The sequence below is a fragment of the Streptomyces sp. CB01580 genome, from assembly GCF_001905795.1.
Taxonomy (GTDB): Bacteria; Actinomycetota; Actinomycetes; order Streptomycetales; family Streptomycetaceae; genus Streptomyces.
This window is the reverse complement of the sequence record NZ_LIXJ01000001.1, coordinates 29617-52652: the sequence shown is the minus strand read 5'-3', so window position 1 is coordinate 52652 and position 23036 is coordinate 29617. Positions and strand designations below refer to the sequence as shown.

Here is a 23036-nt window from a genome sequence, read left to right as displayed (position 1 = left end):
CATGTGCGGAATCGCTGGGTTCGTCTCGCCGTCGCTCGACGCCGGGGCCGCGCCCGAGGTCATCACCTCCATGCTGTCGCTCATCCACCACAGAGGACCGGACGAGGCGGGCTACTACCTGGGCGACGGCATGGCCATGGGCACGGTCCGGCTGGCGATCATCGACATCTCCCACGGTGCGCAGCCCATGGCGGATCCCGGGGAACGCTACTGGATCTGCTTCAACGGCGAGCTGTACAACTACGTCGAGCTCCGCGAGGAACTGCGCGGACTCGGCCACCGGTTTCGCACCCGCTCCGACACCGAGGTCTTCCTGCGGGCCTGGATGCAGTGGGGCCCGGGATGCCTGCCCCGGTGCAACGGCGCCTTCGCCGTGGCGATCCGGGACGCGGTGTCGGGAGACCTCTTCCTGGCACGCGACAGATTCGGCAAGCGCCCGCTGTTCTACGCCGACCGCACGTGCGGCGGGGGCGACCGGGACGGTGCGTTCCTCTTCGCCTCCGAGATGAAGGCGTTCCAGGCGTTCCCGGGCTTCCGGTTCGAACTCGACCCCGCCGAACTCGCCTCCACCTTCGCGGCCTGGACACCGCTGCCCGACCGGTCCCCGTTCCAGGGCATCCGCCAGCTCCCCATGGGCAGTTGGATGGTCGTCGGCCACGGCCGGACCTCGCTGCACCACTACGAGGAACTCGCCCTGGAGACACCACCGTTCACGGGAACCGTGCGCGACGCGGAACACTTCGTGCGCGAAACCCTGCGGCAGAGCGTGGAGATGAGGCTGCGCAGCGACGTCGAGGTCGGGGTCTACCTGAGCGGCGGGCTCGACTCCTCGATCGTGACGAAACTGACCACCGACCTCTCCTCCCACGAGGTGCGCACCTTCTCGGTGCAGTTCGAGGAGGCCGCCTTCGACGAGTCGGGCAGTCAGCAGGTCGTGGCCTCGCACCTGCGGACGCTCCATTCGTCGATCACCGTGTCCGGCGCCGACATCGCGCGGGCCTTCCCGTCGGCCGTGTACCACGCCGAAGTACCCGCGTTCCGCACCGCGTTCGTCCCGATGTATCTGCTGGCGCGGCACGTCCGGGACGCCGGCATACGGGTGGTCCTCACCGGCGAGGGCGCCGACGAGGCGTTCCTCGGCTATTCACTGTTCCGCGAGACGCTGGTGCGCGCGGAGTGGAACGAACTGTCGGACGCCGAGCGGATGAAGAGGATCGGAAACCTGCACCCGGAGCTGAGCCACTTCGGCCCCGCGAACCGGGCGCGACTGGCGGGTCTGTTCGAGCAGTTCTCGGTGGAACGCCTGCCCGGCCTCTTCTCGCACGAACTGCGCTACCAGAACGGGCGGTTCGCGGCACGCCTGCTGAAGCGCCGCGAGGACCCCTTCGCGGATCTGCTCGCGCTCACGGGGACGACACCGGGCTACGCCGCGCTGAGCGCCGTGCAGAAGGCGCAGTGGCTGGAGTACAAGACGCTGCTGCCCGGCTATCTGCTGTCGACGCAGGGCGAGCGCATGAGCCTGGCGCACGGGGTCGAGAACCGCTGCCCCTTCCTCGACCCGGCCGTGGTGCGGGCGGCGGCATCCGTGAACCTGCGGTTCGACGACGGGTTCGAGGAGAAGGCGATCCTCAAGCGCGCGTTTCACGGGGAGCTGCCGGAGTCGAGCCTGAAGCGGCGCAAGCAGCCGTACCGCGCCCCGGGCGCGAGCGTCTTCAAGGAGCAGCGGCCGGACTACCTGGACCTGATCCTCTCGGACGCGGAACTGGCGAAGATCGACTGCGTCGATCCCGTGTTCGCGCGCAGACTCGTGACGAAGATCATGACCACGCCCGACCGGCGGATCAGCACCAAGGAGGACCAGGCGTTCCTCTACCTGCTCTCCACCGCCGTTCTCGACCACCGGTTCGTGAGAGGGCGGGAAGGGCACCGGAGCGCCCCCGGCGGGGGCGGCATGCACATCCGGGCAGTCCACGACCACCGGAAGAACCGGGGGCCGGAGTCCTCCCGTCCCGTCCTCCCCCGCGCAGAAGGAGTCCGATGAGCACGGTCGAACCGACCTCCGCGCACCAGGAAGTTCCCCCCGCGCACGAGGACGAGGCCCTGGCCTCCGAGGACAGGACCCTCGCGCACGAGGACGCGGTCCCCGGTCGCGAGGACCCGGCCCCGGCGCCCGACGACGTCGCGATCATCGGACTCGCCCTGCGGTTCCCCGGTGCCGACACCCTGGAGGAGTTCGGCGAACATCTCGTCGCCGGGCGCTCGCTCATCTCGGAGGTGCCCGCCGAACGCTGGTCCAAGGAGGACTACTTCGGGGACCCGAGGCGAGGCGCCCAGAAGACCAACAGCGTCTGGGGCGGCTTCATCGAGCACGCGGACCGCTTCGACGCCGACTTCTTCAGCATCTCGCCGCGCGAGGCGGAGAGCATGGACCCCCAGCAGCGCATCGCCCTCGAACTCGCCTGGCAGGCCGTGGAGAACGCCGGTTACGCGGCGAGCGCGCTGGCCGGGACGGAGACCGGCGTCTTCATGGGGGTCTGCCACGCCGACTACGCGGAGCTGATGGAACGAGAAGGAGTGCGGACGGACGTCTACTTCCCCACCGGCACGGCCTACTCGATCATTGCCAACCGCATCTCCTACCACTTCGACTTCCAGGGCCCCAGCATCACCAACGACACGGCCTGCTCCAGTTCGCTGGTGTCCGTGTACGAGGCGGTCCGCGCGCTGCGCAACGCCGACTGCGCCCTGGCCCTGGCCGGAGGCGTCAACCTGATCTGGTCGCCCAAGCACTTCGTCGCCTTCAGCCAGGCGAGCATGCTGTCCCGCACCGGCCGCGCCAGGGCCTTCGACGAGAGCGCCGACGGCTACGTCCGCGGCGAAGGAGGAGCCGTGCTCCTCCTCAAACCCCTTGCACGAGCGGTCGAGGACGGCGATACCGTGCACGCCGTCATCAAGGGCGTCGCGACCAACCACGGCGGCCGGACGAACTCCCTCACCGTCACCAACCCGGCCGCACAGTCCAGGCTCGTCGAGCGGCTCTACACCCGGGCCGGCATCCGCCCCGAGACCATCGGCTACATCGAGGCCCACGGCCCGGGGACACCGGTGGGCGACCCGATCGAGATCATGGCCCTCAAGCGCGCCTTCGGGAACCTGCACGCGGCCCAGGGGACGGTCGCCCGCCCGGACGCCTGCGGGATCGGCTCGGTCAAGACCAACATCGGACACCTCGAAGGGGCCGCGGGCGTCGCGGGCATCGCCAAGGTGATCAGCGCCTTCGCCCGCCGCGTACTGCCCGCGACCGTCAACTTCGAGAAGCAGAACAAACTGATACGACTCGACGGCACCCCGTTCCACATCGTCCGGGACACCCGGCCCTGGGACACGCCGCCCGCGAGGGCGGACGGCACCGTTCCGCCGCGCCGCGCGGGGGTCAGCTCGTTCGGGTTCGGCGGCACCAACGCCCACCTGGTGTTGGAGGAACACCTCCCGGACGACGGACCGACGGTCGCGGCGTCCGGGAGGGGCCCGGAGCTCGTGCCCCTCTCGGCCAGGACCCCGGAACGCCTGCGGGCCGTCGCCCGCCGGCTGCGTGCCCATCTGCGGGGGCGGGCCGCGCCGACGCTCGCTGACGTCGCCCACACCCTGCGCGCCGGCAGGGAACAGATGCCTGCCCGGGTGGCCTTCGTGGTGACCGGCCGGGACGAACTCGTCACCCTGCTCGGGGAGTTCATCGACGGGGCGGACGAGACCGGCCGGATCCACGTGGGCGATTCGGTGCGTGGCGCGGACGGGGACCCGGACGCGACGGTGGAAGCGGCGGAGCGGTGGGCCGACGGCGCCACCGCCGACTGGGCGGAGCCGTCCGGCCACCGGGGCACCGCTCGGACGGCGCCCCGGCGCGTGCCCCTGCCCGCGTACCCGTTCGCCCGGGAGCGCCACTGGTTCAGGGCCCCGGGCCGCGACGCCGCGACGACGGTCGCGCCTTCGCCCGTCGCCACAGCCGCCGCCCACCCGTTCCTGCGCGACGGCGGGGCCGGCCCCGAGGGCGGGAGCCTCGGAGCGGTCTTCGACGGGCGGGAACCCTTCCTGACCTCGCACGTGGTGCGCGGCGAGCGGGTGCTGCCCGCCGCCGCCCAGGTGGAACTGGTCCACGCCGCGGTGGCGCGCGCTACCGGGCGCGACGAGCGAGGCCCGTTCGCCGTCCGGCTGCGCGACGTCGTCTGGCGGCGCCCGATCGTCGTGCGGGACGCACCGGTCGAGGCCACCGTGGGACTGGCGCCCCAGGACGGCGGCGCGCTCGCCTTCGAGATCTCCACCGGCACCGGAACGGCCGCGGTGCACTGCTCGGGCACCGCCGGGACCGGTGACCACGGGAAACCGGAACGGCTCGATCTCGACCGGATACGGGCCGCGTGCCCGACGCAACGCGTCCCGCGGGACGTGTACGCCGCCTTCCGGGACCGGGGACTGGAGTACGGACCGGCCATGCGCGGACTGCGGGAGATCCGCCTGGGCGAGGGGGAACTCCTCGCCCGCATCGGCGCACCCGGGGACGGCCAGGGCACGGAGGCGGGATTCGTGCTGCCCCCGAGCGTGCTCGACGCGGCCTTCCAGTCCTCGCTCCTGCTCCTGGCGGCGACCGGTGACGGACGGGCCGACGGCCCGCCGATGCCGTTCGCGTTCGAGGACCTGACGGTCCACGGCCCCTGCCCGTCCGAGACCTGGGCCTGGGTACGGCGCCGCGCGCGGCACAGCACGCTCGACGTGTTCGACATCGACCTGTGCGATGCCGGGGGAGCCGTCACCGCCCGGCTGCGCGGTCTGGTGCAGCGCACCTCGTCCGCGAGGCGGGACACCGCTGCGGGCACCGGCGTCGTCACGGCCACCACGCAGTGGACACCGGCTCCGTCCGGCCCCGACGGCCGGGACGCGGCACAGGCCCCGCACGTCCACGTCCACCTCGGCGGGAGGGCCGCCGCCCATCTGGACACCCTCACGGGCATGACCGGTGTCACCGCCGCGCGCCTGCCCGACCTCGTACCGGGCCGCGTCGCCGACGCCGTCGCCGCGACGACCGGTCACGTCTTCGGGCAAATGGCGGAGGTGGTCAGGTCGAGCCCCCGGACCCCGCACCGCTTCGTGGTCCTGGTGGACGACCGGGTGCCGAGGCAGGTGCACGCACCGCTCGTCGGACTCTTCAGAACCGTCGTCCTGGAGAACCCGCGCGTCTCCGGCCGGGTCGTCCGCGTCGCGGAACTCGACGCCGCGCCGCCGGAGCGCATCGCGGGGATCCTGCGGACGGAGGTGGCGGACGAGAGCGCCGACTGCGAGATCCGCCACGCCCCGGACGGAACACGCCATGTGGCACGCACCGTCGAGGTCGACCTGACCGAGGGCCCGGCGATCCCACCGCTCAAGGAGGGCGGGGTGTACTGGATCACGGGCGGTCTCGGCGGCCTCGGACTGCACACCGCGCGCTACTTCGGGCGGCGCGCCGGAATCACCGTCGTCCTGAGCGGCCGGTCGGCGCCCGGCGCCGCGAGCGAGGCGGCCGTGCGGGAGCTGCGCGCCTCGGGCGTCGACGCCCACCACCTCCCCGTCGACGTCGCGGTGAAGGACGAGGTGGAGCGCGCCGTGCGCACCATCGAGCGGGAGCACGGGCGGCTCGACGGCATCGTCCACGCGGCGGGCGTCCTGAGGGACGCGTACGTCTACACCAAGGACGCGGCGGACCTCCGTGCCGTGCTGGCGCCCAAGGTCGACGGGGTGCTCAACCTCGACGCCGCCTCGCGCGACACCGCACTCGACTTCTTCGTCGTCTTCTCCTCGGTGGCGGGGGTGTTCGGCAATCCGGCGCAGTCGGACTACGCGGCGGCCAACGCCTTCCTGGACGCCTTCGCCCACCACCGCCGGGCGCTGGCCGACGCCGGGGAACGGAGCGGCAGGACCGTCGCCGTCAGCTGGCCGCTGTGGGCCGACGGCGGTATGAGCGTCGACCACGTGACGAGGGAAGCGATGCGCCGGGAACGCGGTTGGGAACCGCTCCCGACCGAGGCCGGGCTCCGTCTCCTCGGCCGCGTGCTCGGCGACGGCCCCGCGCACCTCGTGGTGGCGTACGGCGCCTCCGCACGGCTCACCACCGCCCCCGCCCCCGTACCGACGGACCCGCCCGCCCCCGCGGCGGCGCCCGCCGCTGCCACGGGGGAGGAGCTGACGCGGCGTACGACCGATCTGCTGCGGCGGGTCGTGGGCGAGGTGCTGCACCGTGATCCCGGGACCATCGACGAGACGGTCGACCTCATCGCCTACGGGATCGACTCGCTCAGCATCCTGGAGACCACGGCGTCACTCGAAGTGTTCTTCGGCCCGCTGCCCAAGACCATCTTCTTCGAACACACCACGCTGGAGGGCGTCGCCGGTTACTTCGTCGAGGAGCACGCCGACCGGCTTGCTTCGGTCCTCGACGCCGGGGACCCTATACACCCCGCAGCCTCCCCACACGACGTAGCCGACGTGTCGGACGAGCGAGACGCACCCGAGGTGCGAGACACACCCGGGACGCGGGACGTCGCACCGGTTCCCGTCGCCCCCGTCCCGGACGCACCGGCGGCCCGAATGACCGCCGAACCCCCGACCGTCGCCGACGCCCGCACCGCCCGAGTGCCGGCCGTCGACGCCCCGCACGTCCGGCACGACGCCCGGCACGAGGCCAGGGACCGCGACGCCCGGCACGACATCGCGGTCATCGGCGTCGCGGGAACCTACCCCGGCGCGGAGACACTGGGCGAGCTGTGGCCGATCCTCGAACAGGGCCGTCACGAGTTCCGCGAGGTGCCGCGCGAACGCTGGGACCACGACGCGATCTACAGCCGCGACCGGAGCGTCCCCGGCAGGAGCTCCATCCGGACCGGCACGTTCCTGCGGGAGATCGACATGTTCGACCCCCGTTACTTCCGCATCTCGAAACGTGACGCGGAGGCCATGTCGCCCGAGGTGCGCCTGTTCCTCCAGACGGTGGTCCACGCCCTGGAGGACGCGGGCTACTCGCGCGAGACGATCCAGCGGCGGTACGACGGGGACGTGGGTGTCCTCGCCGGCTCGATGAGCAACCACTACGGCCTGTACGGCTTCCAGAACAGCCTCGTCCGCGGTTCCGCGGCGACCGGCAGCTACACGGCGACGCTCCCCAACATGGTGTCGTACTTCTACGGGTTCACCGGTCCTTCCCTCTTCGTGGACACCATGTGCTCCGGGTCCTCGACCTGCGTGCACCAGGCCGTGCAGATGCTGCGGGCGGGCGAGTGCCGGATGGCCGTGGCGGGCGGGGTGAACCTCCTGCTGCACCCGTACAACCTCATCACCTCGTCGCACGAGCACTTCACGACGACGACCTCGGAGGTGATCCGCAGCTTCGGCGTGGGGGCGGACGGGACGATCCTCGGGGAGGGCGTCGGCGCCCTCGTCCTCAAACCGCTCGTCGAGGCCGAGCGCGACGGCGACCACGTGTACGGGGTCATCAAGGGAACCGCCCTCGCCAACGCGGGCGTGCGCAACGGGTTCACCGTCCCCAGCCCGCGCATGCAGGCGCGCGCGATCCGGAAGGCGATCGACGACGCGGGCATCGACCCACGGACGATCGGCTACGTCGAGGCGCACGGATCGGGGACGTCCCTGGGCGACCCGATCGAGGTCAAGGCCCTGACCACGGCCTTTCGCACGTACACGCAGGACACCGGGTTCTGCGCGATCGGCTCGGTCAAGTCGAACATGGGACATCTTCTGCACGCCGCCGGAATGATCGGCATCACGAAGGTGCTCCTCCAGCTCCAGAAGGGCAGGATCGCGCCCTCGCTGCACAGCGATGTGATCAACCCGGACATCGACTTCTCCCGCACGCCGTTCCGTCTGCAGCGGCGGCTCACCGACTGGGAGCCCGTGGTGACGACGGTCGACGGCCGACGCGTCAGCCATCCCCGACGCGCGGGGATCACCTCGATCGGCGCGGGCGGGATGAACTCGCACATCATCGTGGAGGAGTACACGCGCGCGGACACCGCCGTGCACGGTGGAAGCGATGGGCGCGAGGAACTGTTCGTCTTCTCCGCGATGAACGAAGCCGTCCTGGAGAAATGGCTCGCCCGCTTCCGGGCCCATCTCGCGGCCGGTTCGCACGAGCCCGCGGATCTCGCCTCGGTCGCGTTCACACTCCGCGTGGGCCGCAACGAACTCCCTTGCCGCTGGGCCTTCTTCGCGAGGACCGCGGACGAGGCCGTGGCCGCGCTCGACCGCCGTCTCGCGGGGGATCGCGACCTCGGCCCGGCACTCGCGAGCACCGACCCCGCGTCCGAGGGCCTGCGCGCACTGGCACGGGCGTGGGCCGGCGGCAGGAGCGTCGACTGGCGGGAGGCCGAGGGCGATCCCCGCGCGTTGCGGCGGGTCCCGCTTCCCCCGTACCCCTTCGAGCGCGTGCGCTGCTGGGTGGAACCGGAGCGGGGTGCGCCGACGGTGATCGCCCCGCTCGCCCTGCGCGAGAAGCTGCATCCGCTGCTCGGCAGGAACGCGTCGGACGTCGACGGGCCGCGCTATGTGCTCGACGTGCACCTCGACGACCTCCTCGACTACGGATACACGTCGGGGGAGCGGCGGGACAGCACGCCGGGGATCGTGCCGACGTTCGCCGTGGAACTGGCGCTCGCCGTCACCCGGGTCTCCGGATTCGCCGAAGGCGCGGTCGTACGCCGGCTGCGCCTCCTCGCCCCGGTCGACTGGAGGGCCGCCGCCCGGCTGGTGACGGTCCTCGACGCCGCCGACCGGAAGGCGGCCTCCGGCACGGTGTTCGTGGAGGAGGCGCAGGGAGCGCGGGTGGCCGTGGCGGAGTTCGACGTACGGGCCGGTGACCCCGCCCGCACAGCCACGACCGGGGTCTTCGGAGCAGGGGCCTTTGGCGCCGGACCGTACCGGGGATTGCGTGCCGACGACCCGGCGGCCGACGCCGTGGCCGCGCTCTCCCGCACCGCGTTCCTCGCGGAACTCGCCGAGGGCGCACTCGGCTACGCGCCGGAGCGCAACGGCACCGAGAGCGCGTACCGGATGTCGGACGGAAGGCTGGTGCTCGACGTCCTCCCGCCCGAACTGCTACGGGATCACGTCCGGCCGAACGTCACCCTCCCGCCGCATGTCCTCGTCGCGGTCGCGCAGGGGCTCCAGTTCGAGGCGAAGCGCCTCGGCGCACCGGACTGGGCACGCACGACTCCCCGCCGGATCGACGAGATCCGGCTCTTCGCGCCGGGGAGCGACATCCCGGACGCGGTGAGGTACGTCGTCCTCGACGTGACCGGCGCACCGGACGGTCTGGGCGGGCGCGTCGCGCTGCTCGACGAGAAGGGCGAGGTGGTCGCGGTGCTGTCCGATCTGTGGTGCGGCGAGGGCGAGGTGCCGCGAACCGGCCCGGCCGCGGAAGCGGCGCGGGCCGTGGCCGGCGCGGAGGACACCTGCCGGGGGCCGGGGGAGGAACCGGCCGGGAAGGTCCGGGACGACCTCGTCTCCTTCGCCGTGGACGAACTGCGGGACATGGCGAGCGGCATCCTCAAGTACGAGGCGGCCGAGCTCGACGCGCGGACCGGGTTCGACGCGTTCGGCTTCGACTCGATCTCGCTCGTCGCCCTGGCCGGGCAGGTGCGCGACCGGCTCGGCGTCGACCTGACACCCGCGGCCTTCTTCGACCTGAACACATTCGAGTCGCTGGGCGGGCACCTCGTCGCGGAGTACGGGGAGAGCCTGCGCCCGGCCTACGAGCGGTCCCGCCCGACGGGCCCGGCCGAGGAGACCGCACCCGACGCCGCACCCGATGCCGGAGTCGGCGACGGGGCTCAGGCGGGCGATCGGTCCGAGGCCGAGGGGCGGTTGGAGGTGGCGCCCGCGCGCACGGCGCCCGCGCGCTCCGCGCCCGGCGCGCCGCCCCTGCCGATCGCGGTGATCGGCGCCGCGGGGCGCTTCCCCGACGCCCCCGATCTGCGCACGTACTGGACGAACCTGGTGGAGGGGAGGGACAGCGTCACGGAGTTGCCCCTCCACCGCTACGACGCCGCCTACGCACGGATCGTGGAATCGGCCGACTTCCCGCACCACGCGGGCGTGCTCGACGACGTGGACGCCTTCGACGCCGCGTTCTTCCGGATCCTGCCGCGCGAGGCCGAACTGATGGACCCGCAGCACCGGCTGGCCCTCGAAACGGTCTGGAACGCGCTCGAACACAGCGGATACACCCCCGCCGGTCTGCCGGAGAGCACCGGACTCTTCTTCGGCGTCTCGGGCACCGACTACGCGACCCTGCTCTCCGCCCACGGCACCCCGCCCGACGCGTTCACCTCCACGGGGAACGCGCACTCCATGCTCGCCAACCGCATCTCCTACGTGCTCGACATCCACGGGCCGAGCGAGCCGGTCGACACGGCCTGCTCCAGTTCGCTCGTCGCGGTCCACCGGGCGGTCGAGGCGATCCGCTCCGGGGCGTGCGACGCGGCCATCGCGGGCGGGGTCAACCTGCTGCTCGGCGTCGACACGTTCGTCAGCGCGGCACGGGCGGGCATGCTGAGCCCGGAGGGGCGGTGCAAGACCTTCGCGAGCGACGCCGACGGATACGTCCGGGGCGAGGGCGTCGGCGCCGTCGTGCTGAAACCCCTGGCCGACGCCGAACGGGACGGCGACGCGATCCTGGGCGTCATCGTCGGCAGCGCCGAGAACCACGGCGGGCGGGCGAACTCGCTCACCGCGCCGAACGGCGCCGCACAGGCCGACCTCGTCGTACGGGCGATGGGGGACACCGACCCCGCCACGATCGGGTACGTGGAGGCCCACGGCACCGGCACGGCTTTGGGCGACCCCGTCGAGGTGCGCGCGCTGCGAACCGCCTTCCGACGTCTGGGCGGAACCGGCCGGGGCACCTGCGGCCTGGGGTCGGTGAAGACGAACATAGGCCACCTGGAGGCCGCGGCGGGCATCGCCGGCCTGCTCAAGGTGCTGCTCGCCATGGAGCACGGCACCCTGCCCGCGACCCGGAACTGCGACGAGATCAACCCGTTCGTACAGCTCGACGGCAGTCCGTTCCGCATCGTGCGGGAACGGGAGACGTGGAAGCGGCCCCGCGACCGCCGCGGCCTGCCCGCGCCGCGGCGGGCGGGCGTGAGCAGCTTCGGCTTCGGCGGTGCCAACTGCCATGTCGTCGTCGAGGAGTACGTCGCGCCGGACGCCCTGGACACGGGACACGGCCGGAACACGGGACACGACCTGGACACGGGACACGACCGGGACACCGGGCACGTTCCGTACACCGGCGGCGCGCAGGGCATGGCCGTCGGGGACCGGGTGGTCGTCCCGCTCTCCGCGCGCACCCGGGACCAACTCCGCGAACGGGCGCGGGACCTGCTCGCGTACCTGGAGGAGACGCCCCGCCCCGCCCCGCTCGGCTCCATCGGCAGGACGCTCCAGTTCGGGCGCGAGCCCATGGCCGAACGGGCCGGCTGGGTCGTCGCCTCGCACGAGGAACTGGCCGAACGACTCAGGGCGTTCCTCGACGGCGGCACCGTACCTGCCCCGGAGCACGGCACGGCCCCGGGCAAGGAGCACGGCGCCGGACCCGGTGGCGGCTCGGACGCCGCCGGGCTGCTCGCCCGCTGGGCGGGTGGAGCCGATACCGACTGGCACGTGCTGTACGGCCGCCGGTCCGGTCCCGCCCTGCCGCCGCGCACCCACCTGCCCACGTACCCGTTCGCACGCGACAGGCACTGGATCCCGGCCGGTGGCCATGCGGGCCGTGACAGGGCGGCCGCCGGAGTACTGCCTGGTGACATGGCGGCCGGTGGTACGCCTGCCGGCGCCCGGGGCGAAGGCGCGGCCCGGGGAGCCGGTGCGCCGATCGGCACGACGCTGCTCGTACCACGCTGGACACCGAAGCCCGCCATGCCCGGCCTGCCCGGGCCCGTCGCTCCCGGCCCGGCCGGCAGGAAGCCGTACCGGTACCACGCCGTCATCCTGTGCGACACCGCGGCGCACGCGCGCACCGCCGTCGAGCGCCGCCTGCCCGACGCCCGCTGCCACACCGTCAGAACGACGAAGACCCGACCGGAGAGCCGCTTCACCGACCTCTCGCGGCAGGTGTTCGAAATCGTGCGTGAAGTGGTCCGGGAGGCTTCCGACGGTGGCGCCCTCGTACAAGTGGTGACCCCGGCCCAGGGCGATCAGGCCGTCGGCCTGGCCCTCGCCGGACTGCTGCGCACCGCCTCTCTCGAACACGTGGTCGTCGGCCAGGTCGTCGGACTCGAAGGGGAACGCGACGCGGACGCCGTCGCGGAGCTCCTCGCGGCCGACGCACGGCACCCGGAGGACGAACTGGTTCGTCACCGGGGCGCCGAACGCCATGTCCGCACCTGGGAGCCGAGGACGCCGGACGGCACCCGCACGCCCTGGCGAGCCGGGGGCGTGTACCTGGTCACGGGCGGGGCGGGCGGCATCGGCGCGCTGGTCGCGCGCCGGATCGCCCGGGACGTCGACGCCCCGGTGCTCGTGCTGGTCGGCAGGTCGCCACAGGACGCACGCGTGGACAGGCTGCTCGCCGAACTGCGCGAGGCCGGTGCCACGGCCCGGTACGCCGTCGCGGACGTCTCCCGCTGGGAAGAGGTGCGACACCTCGTCGCCCGCACCGTCGAGGAGTACGGCGGGATCCACGGAATCGTCCACGCGGCGGGCGTGATCCGGGACGGCCGGCTCCCGAACAAGACCGCGGAACAGTGGGAGGCGGTGCTCGCGCCCAAGGTCGACGGCATGGTGCATCTCGACCGGGCGACGGCGCGGCTGGCGCTCGACTTCTTCCTCGCCTTCTCCTCCGGTGCCGCCGTCACCGGCAACCCCGGCCAGGCCGACTACGCGACCGCGAACGCCTACCTCGACGCGTACGCGGCCGTGCGCAACTCGCGCGTGGCGGCGGGTGAACGACCGGGGCGCACTCTCGCGATCGCCTGGCCGCTCTGGAAGGACGGCGGTATGACGGTGGACGACGCGACACGTGCCCGCCTGCGACGGGAACGGGGTCTGGTCCCCATGGAGTCGGACGAGGGGATCGAGACCCTGCTGCGGGCCTGGCGGCTCGGCGAGGCGGGCGAGGACCGGATCTGGGTGCACCATGGCGAGACCGCGAAGGCCGTACCCCCGCCGGGCCCGGCCCGCCCGACAGCATCCGTACCGGCGTCCGCACTCCTACCCGACTCCGGACCCGTCCCCGCGTCCGGGGTCGGGGCGGTCTCCGTCGGCCGGGAGCGGGAGACGCTCCGCTCCGTCGTCGAGACCTTCGCCCGGGTCACCGGGCTTCCCGTCGAGGACGTCGACGCCGACCGGCCGCTCGCCGACCTGGCCCTTGACTCGGTCATGGTCATTCAGCTCAACCGGGAACTGTCCATACGGTACGGCGAGGTCCCGACCACTCTCTTCTACGAATTCCCGACGCTGCGTGCCGTCGCCGGTCGCCTCGCCGGTCCGGCGGCCGTCCCCGTACCCGCGTCGGCACCCGCCGCCGGTGACGGCCCGTCCGGGCCGGCTGCCGCGGTGAGGGCACCGGTGCCGCGGCCCGCGGCGGACGCACCGGACGAGTACGCCCGTCCCGAACGACCCGTCCCCGACGAGGCGATCGCGATCATCGGCTTGAGCGGGCGCTACCCGCACGCCGGGAACATCGAGGAGTTCTGGGAGAACCTCAAGGCCGGACGTGACTGCGTCACCGAGATCCCGCCCGGCCGATGGCCGCTCGACGGCTTCTACGAACCGGACCGTGCCAAGGCCATCGCCACGGGCCGCAGCTACCACAAGTGGGGTGGGTTCCTGGAGGACTTCGACGCGTTCGATCCGGCCTTCTTCCGGATCGCCCCGCGCGACGCCTACGCGATGGATCCGCAGGAGCGCCTGTTCCTCCAGGCCGCCTGGGAGGTGATCGAGGACGCGGGCTACACCCCGGAGGAACTGGCACGCCGTCACCGGCGCAGGGTCGGCGTCTTCGCCGGGGTCACCAAGTCCGGACACGCCCGCCACGGAGCCGCGCTCCTGCCGTCGGGCGAGACGGTCGTGCCGTCGCTCTCCTTCGCCTCGCTCAGCGCGCGGACCTCGTACGCACTGGACCTGTGCGGGCCGAGCCTCACGATCGACACGATGTGCTCGTCCTCGCTCACGGCGATCCACGAGGCGTGCGAGCACCTGCGCAGGGGCGCGTGCGAACTCGCCGTCGCCGGAGGAGTGAACCTGTATCTGCACCCGTCCGACTACGTCGAGCTGTGCCGTTCCACCATGCTGTCGACCCGGCCGAGGCTGCGGAGCTTCGGCAAGGGCGGCGACGGATTCGTGCCCGGCGAGGGCGTCGGGGCGGTGCTCCTCAAACCGCTCGGGCGCGCCCTCGCGGACGGGGATCGGATCCTCGCCGTGGTCCGCGGGACCGGCGTCAACCACGGCGGACGCACCCACGGTTACACGGTGCCCAGCCCGACCGCGCAGGCGGAGCTCATCGACGACGCGCTGACCAGGGCCGGGATACCGGCGCGACGGCTGAGCTACGTCGAGGCGCACGGCACCGGGACGGAACTCGGTGACCCGATCGAGGTGCAGGGGCTCTCACTGGCCTTCGAACGGTCCACCCGGGACAAGCAGTTCTGCGCCATCGGGTCCGTGAAGTCGACGATCGGCCACCTGGAGGCCGCGGCGGGCATCGCGGGCCTCACCAAGACCGTGCTCCAGCTCCGGCACCGCACGCTCGTCCCGAGCCTGCACTGCGAGGAGCCGAACCCGGGCATCCGGTTCGAGGAGACGCCGTTCTTCGTCCAGCGGACCCTGGAACCCTGGGAGTCCGAGGGCCCGCGGATCGCGGCCGTCTCGTCCTTCGGGGCGGGCGGGTCGAACGCGCACGTCGTGATCGAGGAGTACGTGGCCGACGAGACTGTGCCGGAGCCGGTGCCCGAAGGAGGCGAGCAGTTGGTCGTGCTCTCGGCACGGACGCCGGAACGGCTCCGCGAGGCCGCCGCACGCCTGGCGGCGTACCTGGAACGCGGTGAACGCGACGCCGCGGAGCGGCGGGACATCAGTCTGACGGACCTCGCCCACACGCTGCGGACCGGTCGCCGGGCCATGCGCGAACGCCTCGCGCTGACCGTCTCCTCGCTCGCCGAACTGCGGCACGCGCTGCACGACTACGCGACGGCCGGGGACGGGGTACGGGCGCCGGGCCTGCACCGGGGGAGCGCGGGGAGCGCACGGGGCGCCGCCGCCGAGATCGCCGCCGACGACGAGCTGCGGGAACTGCTGGTCGAACGATGGGTCGCGGCGGGGAAGCTCGACAAGCTGGCAGCTCTCTGGGCCGACGGCGTGGAGCTGGACTGGCATGGTCTCCACCCGGTGCGGCCGCGCCGGGTGTCCCTGCCGACGTACCCGTTCGCGAAGGACCGGTACTGGATCGGTGATCTGGAGCCGGCCGGGGAAGCCGGCCCCGGCGCCGCCGCGCCGATCAGCGCGTCGCGCCCCCGAAACGACGCCGCCCCGCACTCCGACGCTGCGTCCGCCGAGGCCCCGAACGCCGACGCCCCACCCACCGGCGGCCCGCTCACAGGCGCTCCGGAAACCGGCGGCCCGCCGACCGGCGCCCCGGACACCGGGGGTCCGACCGCCGATGGACTCACGCGTGAGGGGCGCGTCGCCGCCACCGTACGCGCGAGGGTCGCGGACGTACTCGCGATGCCGCAGGACGAGCTCGACGGCGCGCTCGCGTTCGCCGACCACGGGCTCGACTCGATTCTCGCGGTCCGGCTCGTGCACCTGCTCAACGAGACGTTCGGACTGGACCTGCCGACCGGTGTGGTCTTCGACCACAGTTCCCCGGACCGTCTCGTCGCCCATCTGCTCGCGGAGTACGAGGACATAGGGGCCGTGGCTCCGACCCCTGTTCCGACCACGCCGCCCGTCCCGGCCGCACCACCGGTCCTCTCCACACCTCCGGCAACGGCCGTGTCCCCGGCCGCCCCTCGGAACGCGGCCTCCCCCGTACTCCCGGACGCCGTCCGGGAACCTGCCCCCGCACCGGCCTTCGCGCCCGCTCCCCCGTCCTCCCGGCCCGCCTCCGCCGGTCCGTTGGTCGCCGTCGTCGGCATGAGCGGACGGTTCCCCGGCTCCGACACCCTGGACGAGCTCTGGACCCACCTCGTCGACGGCGACGACCTCGTCACCGAGGCGACCCGCTGGAACCTCCCGGGCACCGGGCCCGACGGATCACCCCGCTGCACGCGCGGCGGATTCCTGCGCGGCATCGACGAGTTCGACCCGCTGTTCTTCCGGATCTCGGGAGTCGAGGCCGCGGCCATGGACCCGCAGCAGCGCCTGCTCCTCCAGGAGTCGTGGAGGGCTCTCGAGGACGCCGGGCACGCCGGCGGACAGCTCGACGAAGCCCGTTGCGGCGTGTACGTGGGCTGCTGGAGCGGGGACTACCAGGACATCGTCGGGGACCACGGGCCCGCGCAGGCGTTCACGGGCAACATGGCGTCCTTCACCCCGGCCCGCGTCTCCTACTACCTGAACCTCAAGGGGCCCGCGCTGGCCGTCGACACCGCCTGCTCCAGTTCGCTCGTCGCGATCGACCTGGCGTGCCGCGGGCTCCGGTCCGGCGAGACGGACCTGGCCCTGGCGGGCGGGGTGTTCGTCCAGTCGACCCCACGCCTCTACGAACTGGCAGGACGCGCCGGGATGCTCTCGGCGACCGGACGGTGCCACACCTTCGACCGGCGCGCCGACGGTTTCGTCCCCGGCGAGGGGGTCGGCGTGGTCGTGCTCAAGCGCCTCGACGACGCCCTGGCCGACGGGGACCACATCCACGGAGTGATCCGCGCCTCGGGCACCAACCAGGACGGCGCCACCAACGGGATCACCGCGCCCAGCTCCGTCTCTCAGGAGCGTCTGCTCCGTGACACCCATGCCTCCTTCGGCGTCGACGCGGGCACCATCGGGCTCGTCGAGGCCCACGGCACCGGCACCCCCCTCGGCGATCCCATCGAATTCTCGGCACTCGACCGGGCGTTCAGGGCATCCACCACGAAGTCCGGCTACTGCGCGCTGGGTTCGGTCAAGACGAACATCGGGCACACCCAGTTCGCCGCCGGTGTCGCCGGTGTGCTCAAGGTCCTCCTCGCCCTGCGGCACCGACGGATCCCCGCCTCGCTCCACTTCGAGACCGCGAACGCCGCCATCCGCCTGGACGGCAGCCCGTTCTACATGAGCACGCGCGATCACCGCTGGGAGGCTCCCTCCGGGGGCGGTCCCCGCCGCGGCGCCGTCAGCTCCTTCGGCGCCGGGGGGACGAACGCGCACCTCGTCATCGAGGAGGCGCCGCCCACCACCCGCACCCGCCGCACGACGCGTCCCGCCCATCTCGTCCTCCTCTCCGCCCACTCACGAGAGCAACTCGCCCGGCAGGTCGCCCTTCTGGCGGCGCACTGCCGCCGTGAGACGTCCCTCGACCTGGGCGACCTGGCCTACACGCTCACCGTCGGCAGGGCCGGGCTCGCCCACCGGTTCGCCTGCGTGGCGCGCGACCGCACCGACCTGCTGAGGATCCTCGGCCAAGGACTCGACGGACCCGACGCGTGCACCGGGCACGCGACGCGGACGCGCACCACCGGCGCGGATCCGGAGGCCGACGCGGGCGCCGCCCGGCTGCGCCGCTGCGCGGACCCGGCACGGACCGCGTCCGCCGACCTCCACCACGCGGATCTCATCGCCCTCGCCGCGCACTTCACCCGGGGAACGGCACTCGACTACGGGAGGGCCTTCGCCCCCGGAGCCCATCTGCGGGTGCCGCTGCCGACGTATCCCTTCGCCAGGGAGAGCCACTGGGCCGGACCGGTCCCCCCGGCGGACCCGCCGACACCGTCCCCCGTCACGGAACACCGCCCGACGGCGGCCCATCCGCTGATCCACGAGACGTCCCCGGCCGGGGACGTCGGGGACGAGCCGGGCACACTGCGTGCCACCACCGTCTTCAAGGGCGACGAACCCGTGCTGCGCGACCACACCGTGCGCGGGCAGCGCGTCCTGCCGGGTGTCGTCCACCTCGAAATGGCGCGCGAAACCGCTGCCCGGGCGCTCGGGGTCGACGCGGGGACGCCCCTGCGGATGCGCGACATCACCTGGATACGGCCCCTCGTCCAGGACCAGGAGCCCGTGACCGTCGACGTCCTGGTGAAACCGGCGCGTTCCGGCGGCGGCGAGCTCATCTTCGAGATCAGCTCGCTGGCCGAGGGCGCCACCGCGTCCGTCGTCTGCTCCACGGGGCGGGTAGCGGTCCTGGACACCTCCCGCCCCGAACGCGTCGACATCGCGCCGCCGCGCGCCGACGGGACGCCCACCGTGCCCGCCGAACGCATCCGCGAGGCGCTGGCCTCGATGGGAATCGTTCACGGTCCGTCGCTGCGCGCCGTCCGCGAGGCGCACGTCGGCGAGGGCACCGTCCTCGCCGCCCTCGACCTGCCCACCGAGGCCGACCCGGCCGGCGCACCGTACATCCTGCACCCGGCCCTCATGGACTCCGCCATCCAGGCGTCGACCGCGCTCCACATCACCGGCGGCGCCCAACCGCCGGAAACGGCCGTGCCGTTCGCGCTCGACCGCCTGGAGATCCTGGCCCCGTGCCGGGCGTCGATGCGGGCCGTGATCCGGGTCGCGGACCCGGCGGGAGAGATCACGCCGCTCAGCAGACTCGACGTGGACCTCGTCGGCGAGGACGGCCAGGTGTGCGTCCGGATGACCGGCTACACCTCACGACGCGCGAAGGACCCGGTGCCCGAACTCTTCGCCCCGGTATGGGAGCCCGCGGACACGCGTGGGCACACGGACGGCGGCGCCCCGGCCCCCGGCCACATCCTCGTCGTGGGCGGCACGGACGAACAACGGGCCGCGCTCACCGTCCGGTATCCGCGCGTCACGACATGGGACCTCGCTCCCGGGGCGTCGATCGACGAGGCGGCCGAGCGGCTGCGGACCGTCGGCCCGATCGACCATCTCCTCTGGATCGCCCCCGAGACCGGGGACACGGCGCCGGACGGCCCGCCGGCCCTCCAGCCGACGGACACCGCCGGTTTCGTCGCGGCCCGGGAGAGCGGTGTCATCGCCGCCTTCCGGCTGATCAAGGCGCTCCTGCGCACCGGACACGACGCCCGCCCGCTCGGCATCACCCTGGTCACCCGGCGTGCCCTGGCCACGTACGACACGGAGCCGACGGCCCCCGCCCACGCCGGGCTGCACGGACTCTTCGGATCGCTCGGGCACGAATACACGCACTGGTCCGTCCACCGGACCGACCTCGGCACCACCACCCTTCCCGGCGACCTCCTCACGCTCCCCGTCCCGGCCTCGGACGGCCCCCTCGCCCACCGCGCGGGCCAGTGGCTGGTCCGGCGGTGGGCACCCGACGAACCGGCCGGCGCGCGGGAACAGGTGTACCGGCAGGGCGGCGTGTACGTCGTGATCGGAGGCGCGGGCGGACTCGGCGTGGTCTGGACCCGGCATGTCGTGGAACGGTATGGCGCACACGTCGTCTGGATCGGACGGCGCCCCCACGACGACGACATCGAAGCGAAACTGCGCGCCTGCCGCGGCGACGTGCGCTACGTGTCCGCCGACGCCGCGGACCCCGCCGCCCTGCGTCGCGCCCGTGCCCGGATCGTGGCCGACCATCCGCGGATCCACGGAGTGGTCCACGCGGCGCTCGTGCTGCGGGACCAGAGCCTGGCCCGGATGGACGAGCCGACCCTCCGCGCGGCCCTCACCGCGAAGGTCGACGCCACCGTCGCCACCGCCGAGGTCTTCGCGGACGACGCACTCGACTTCATGCTGTTCTTCTCGTCGGTCCAGTCGTTCACGACGGCCGCCGGACAGGGCAACTACGCGGCGGGATCCACCTTCACCGATGCCTACGCCCAACACCTCTCCCGCCACCGGCCGTACCCCGTCAAGGTCATGAACTGGGGCTGGTGGGGGAGCACCGGCAGCGCCTCGTCGCAGCTCCACCGGGAGAGCATGGCGCGCTGGGGCCTGATCTCGATCGAGCCCCCCGAGGCGATGCGGGCCCTCGACACGCTCCTGGGCGGCCCGCAGCGACAGGTGGCCTTCGTCAGGTCGAGGCGGCCCGACGCCCTCACCGGCATCGACCCGGGCTCACGCATCACCGTCCACGAGCGGGCGCGGACCCGTGTCACCCCCGACGCGGTCCGGGCCGGTGTCGGGGCGCCCGCCGACCCCGAGGCACTGCGCGCGGTCGCCGACTGGCGCAGGACCGAACGCGATCCGCTGCTCGCCCGCATGCTCCGCGCACACCTCGAAACGCTCGGCGTGCTGCCCGGTCCCGGAACCACCGACCCCCGCGAGCGCGCCACCCGTGTCGCGGAACTCCGCGAACGCGCCGGAATCCTGCCCGGGTACGACACCTGGCTCGATCACGCGCTCCGCGTCGTGCCACCGTCCGGCCCCTCACCGGCCGAGGCCCGGCGCGAGTGGGAACGGTACCGGGAACGGTGGTCCGCGGACCCCGACAAGAAGGCCGAGGCCGCCCTCCTCGACGCCACCCTCCAAGCCCTGCCCGACATCCTCACCGGCAGGACCCGGCCCACCGACATCCTGTTCCCGCAGGGCTCGGTCGCACTCGTCGAGGGCACCTACCGGAACAACCGGATCGCCGACCTGTACAACCGGGCCATGGCCGACGCCGCCGCGGCCGTCGTGGCCGAACGGCTGCGCCTGGACCCCGGCGCACGTCTGCGCATCCTGGAGATCGGCGCCGGTACGGGCGGCACCAGCGTCGGCATGTTCGCCGCGCTGCGCCCCTTCCAGGAACACATCGAGACCTACCTGTACACCGATCTCTCCAAGGCGTTCCTGAACCACGCCCGCACCGCGTACGGACCACAGGTCCCCTATCTCGCGTACGCCCGCTTCGACGCCGAACGGCCCCTCGCCGGGCAGGGCGTGGAGGCCGGGGGCCATGACCTCGTCATCGCCGCCAACGTGCTGCATGCCACGCGCGACACCCGCAACACCATCCGCAACGCGAAGGCGGCGCTGCGCGACGGGGGCTGGCTTCTGCTGAACGAGCTCGCCGCGTTCGACGTCTTCAGCCACCTCACCTTCGGGCTGCTGGAGGGCTGGTGGCTCTTCGAGGACCACGCGCTGCGCATCCCGGGCTCGCCGGCGCTGTCGCCCGACAACTGGCGACGGGTGCTGGAGAGCGAGGGATTCCGCTCGTCCGTCTTCGTCCTGCCCCAGGCGCACGAACTCGGGCAGCAGATCATCGCGGCCGAGAGCGACGGGATCGTACGGCAGGCGGTGTCCGCGCCGGAGCGCGCGACGCCCGCACCCCGGCGTCCCCGTCCAGGAATCGGGCCGGGGGCGGCCACGGGCACCGGGACGCGGCCCGGGATCGTTGCGCCGCCGGCCCCGCATGCGGTTCCCGCACCTGAACGGCCCCTCGAACCGGGGCGTGAACCGGCTTCCGGAACGCCGGATCCGGCCTCGCCCGTTCGACGGCGCTCCGAAAGCCCGGCCGGGACTGCGGCGACCATGGGGACGAGGGAGTCCGCCAGGACCGCGGGGCCCCCGGCCGACCCCGTCCCGGAGGAGCGGGCGGAGACGATGGCACGGTATCTCCGCGAACAGGCGGCACGGACCCTCGGCATCCCGGCAGACCGGATCGCCCCCTGGGCACCGCTCAGCGACTACGGCCTGGACTCCATCCTCGTCCTTCAACTGACCAACGCCCTGCGTGAGGACCTCGGCGACATCTCGTCCACCCTCCTCTTCGACGCCGAATCGGTCGAGGGACTCACCGCCCACTTCCTGGAGAACGGCGGCTCCCGCGTCGACGGCCTCGTCGCACGCCTGCGTCCCGACGCGCCCGAACCGCCCCCCGCCCGACTCCCCGGAGCGGGCGCGTCGCGGGCGGCGTCACCGGCGCGCCCCGCCGCCGGTCTTCTCCGCACGGCGGTGGAGACGGGCAGCCCGGAACAGGCAGCGGACCTCCTGTCGGCCGCCGCCCGGATCCGGCCCGTCTTCGCGGCGGGGGACGGGCCCGAGCCGGCCACGCTGCGGCTGTCGGACGGCGCGGGGGAACAGGCCCTGGTCTGCCTGCCCTCCCTCGTCGCCCCGACCGGGGCCCACCAGTACGTGAAGTTCGCCACCGCACTCCACAACCGGCGCCAGGTGTGGACCGCCGCCATCCCCGGATACGCCGTCGGCGAGCCGCTCCCCGTGACCCTGGACGCCGCCGCGGACACTCTGGCGACGACACTGCTCCGGCGCCTGGGGGAGCGGCCGTTCGCGCTCGCCGCGTACTCCTCCGGAGGCTGGCTCGCCCACGAGGTCGTCCGGCGGCTGGAGAAGGCCGGCGCCCCTCCCGCCGCGCTGGTGCTGCTCGACACACCCCGGTCGACCGGCACCGCCATGGCGCGCGGAATGTGTGTGCTGACCCGGCGGCTCCTCGAAAAGCTCCCACAACTTCCCGTGATCGAGGAGCAGTTCACCGCGATGGCGTGCTATGCGCAACTGCTCGACGGCTGGCGGCCCGGACCGGTCGCCACTCCGACCGTGCTGGTACGGGCCGCGGACAGCACGGCCCTGCTCGGCGACGGCACACGTGCCGGATGGCCCGTGGACCACGAGCTGCTGGAGGTGACCGGGGATCACTTCTCCATGCTCGAAGAGCACGCAGGGGCGACCGCGCTCGCGGTTCACCGGTGGCTGTCCACCCTCGGCAACGACCATCGGGAGCGCTGACGCCACTACCGACGGGATCCCTGACGCTACTACTGACGGGATCCCTGACCCGAAGGCCGTTCCGCGCCGCCACCACCGGACGGCGGGGAACGGCCGCACCGGGTGGCGGACCGTACGTCCGGTCGCGTCGACCTCGGCACACGTCGGGCCGGACGACGTTCCCACAGACGTATCGGTGCCCTTTCCGGTATGTG

The 23036-nt window shown here is 73.0% G+C and carries 2 protein-coding genes; both read left to right on the top strand.

Annotated features, from left to right (window positions below):
- Position 1 precedes the first annotated feature (1 nt).
- Positions 2–2041, top strand: a complete 2040-nt coding sequence (asnB, locus tag AMK22_RS00095; RefSeq protein WP_079185831.1) for an asparagine synthase (glutamine-hydrolyzing) — start codon at positions 2–4, stop codon at positions 2039–2041.
- The gene (locus AMK22_RS41700) at positions 2038–22842 is read left to right on the top strand and encodes an SDR family NAD(P)-dependent oxidoreductase (protein WP_079185830.1); all 20805 of its coding nucleotides are present in this window, start codon (positions 2038–2040) and stop codon (positions 22840–22842) included. The genes asnB and AMK22_RS41700 overlap by 4 nt, the downstream gene beginning before the upstream one ends.
- Positions 22843–23036 lie beyond the last annotated feature (194 nt).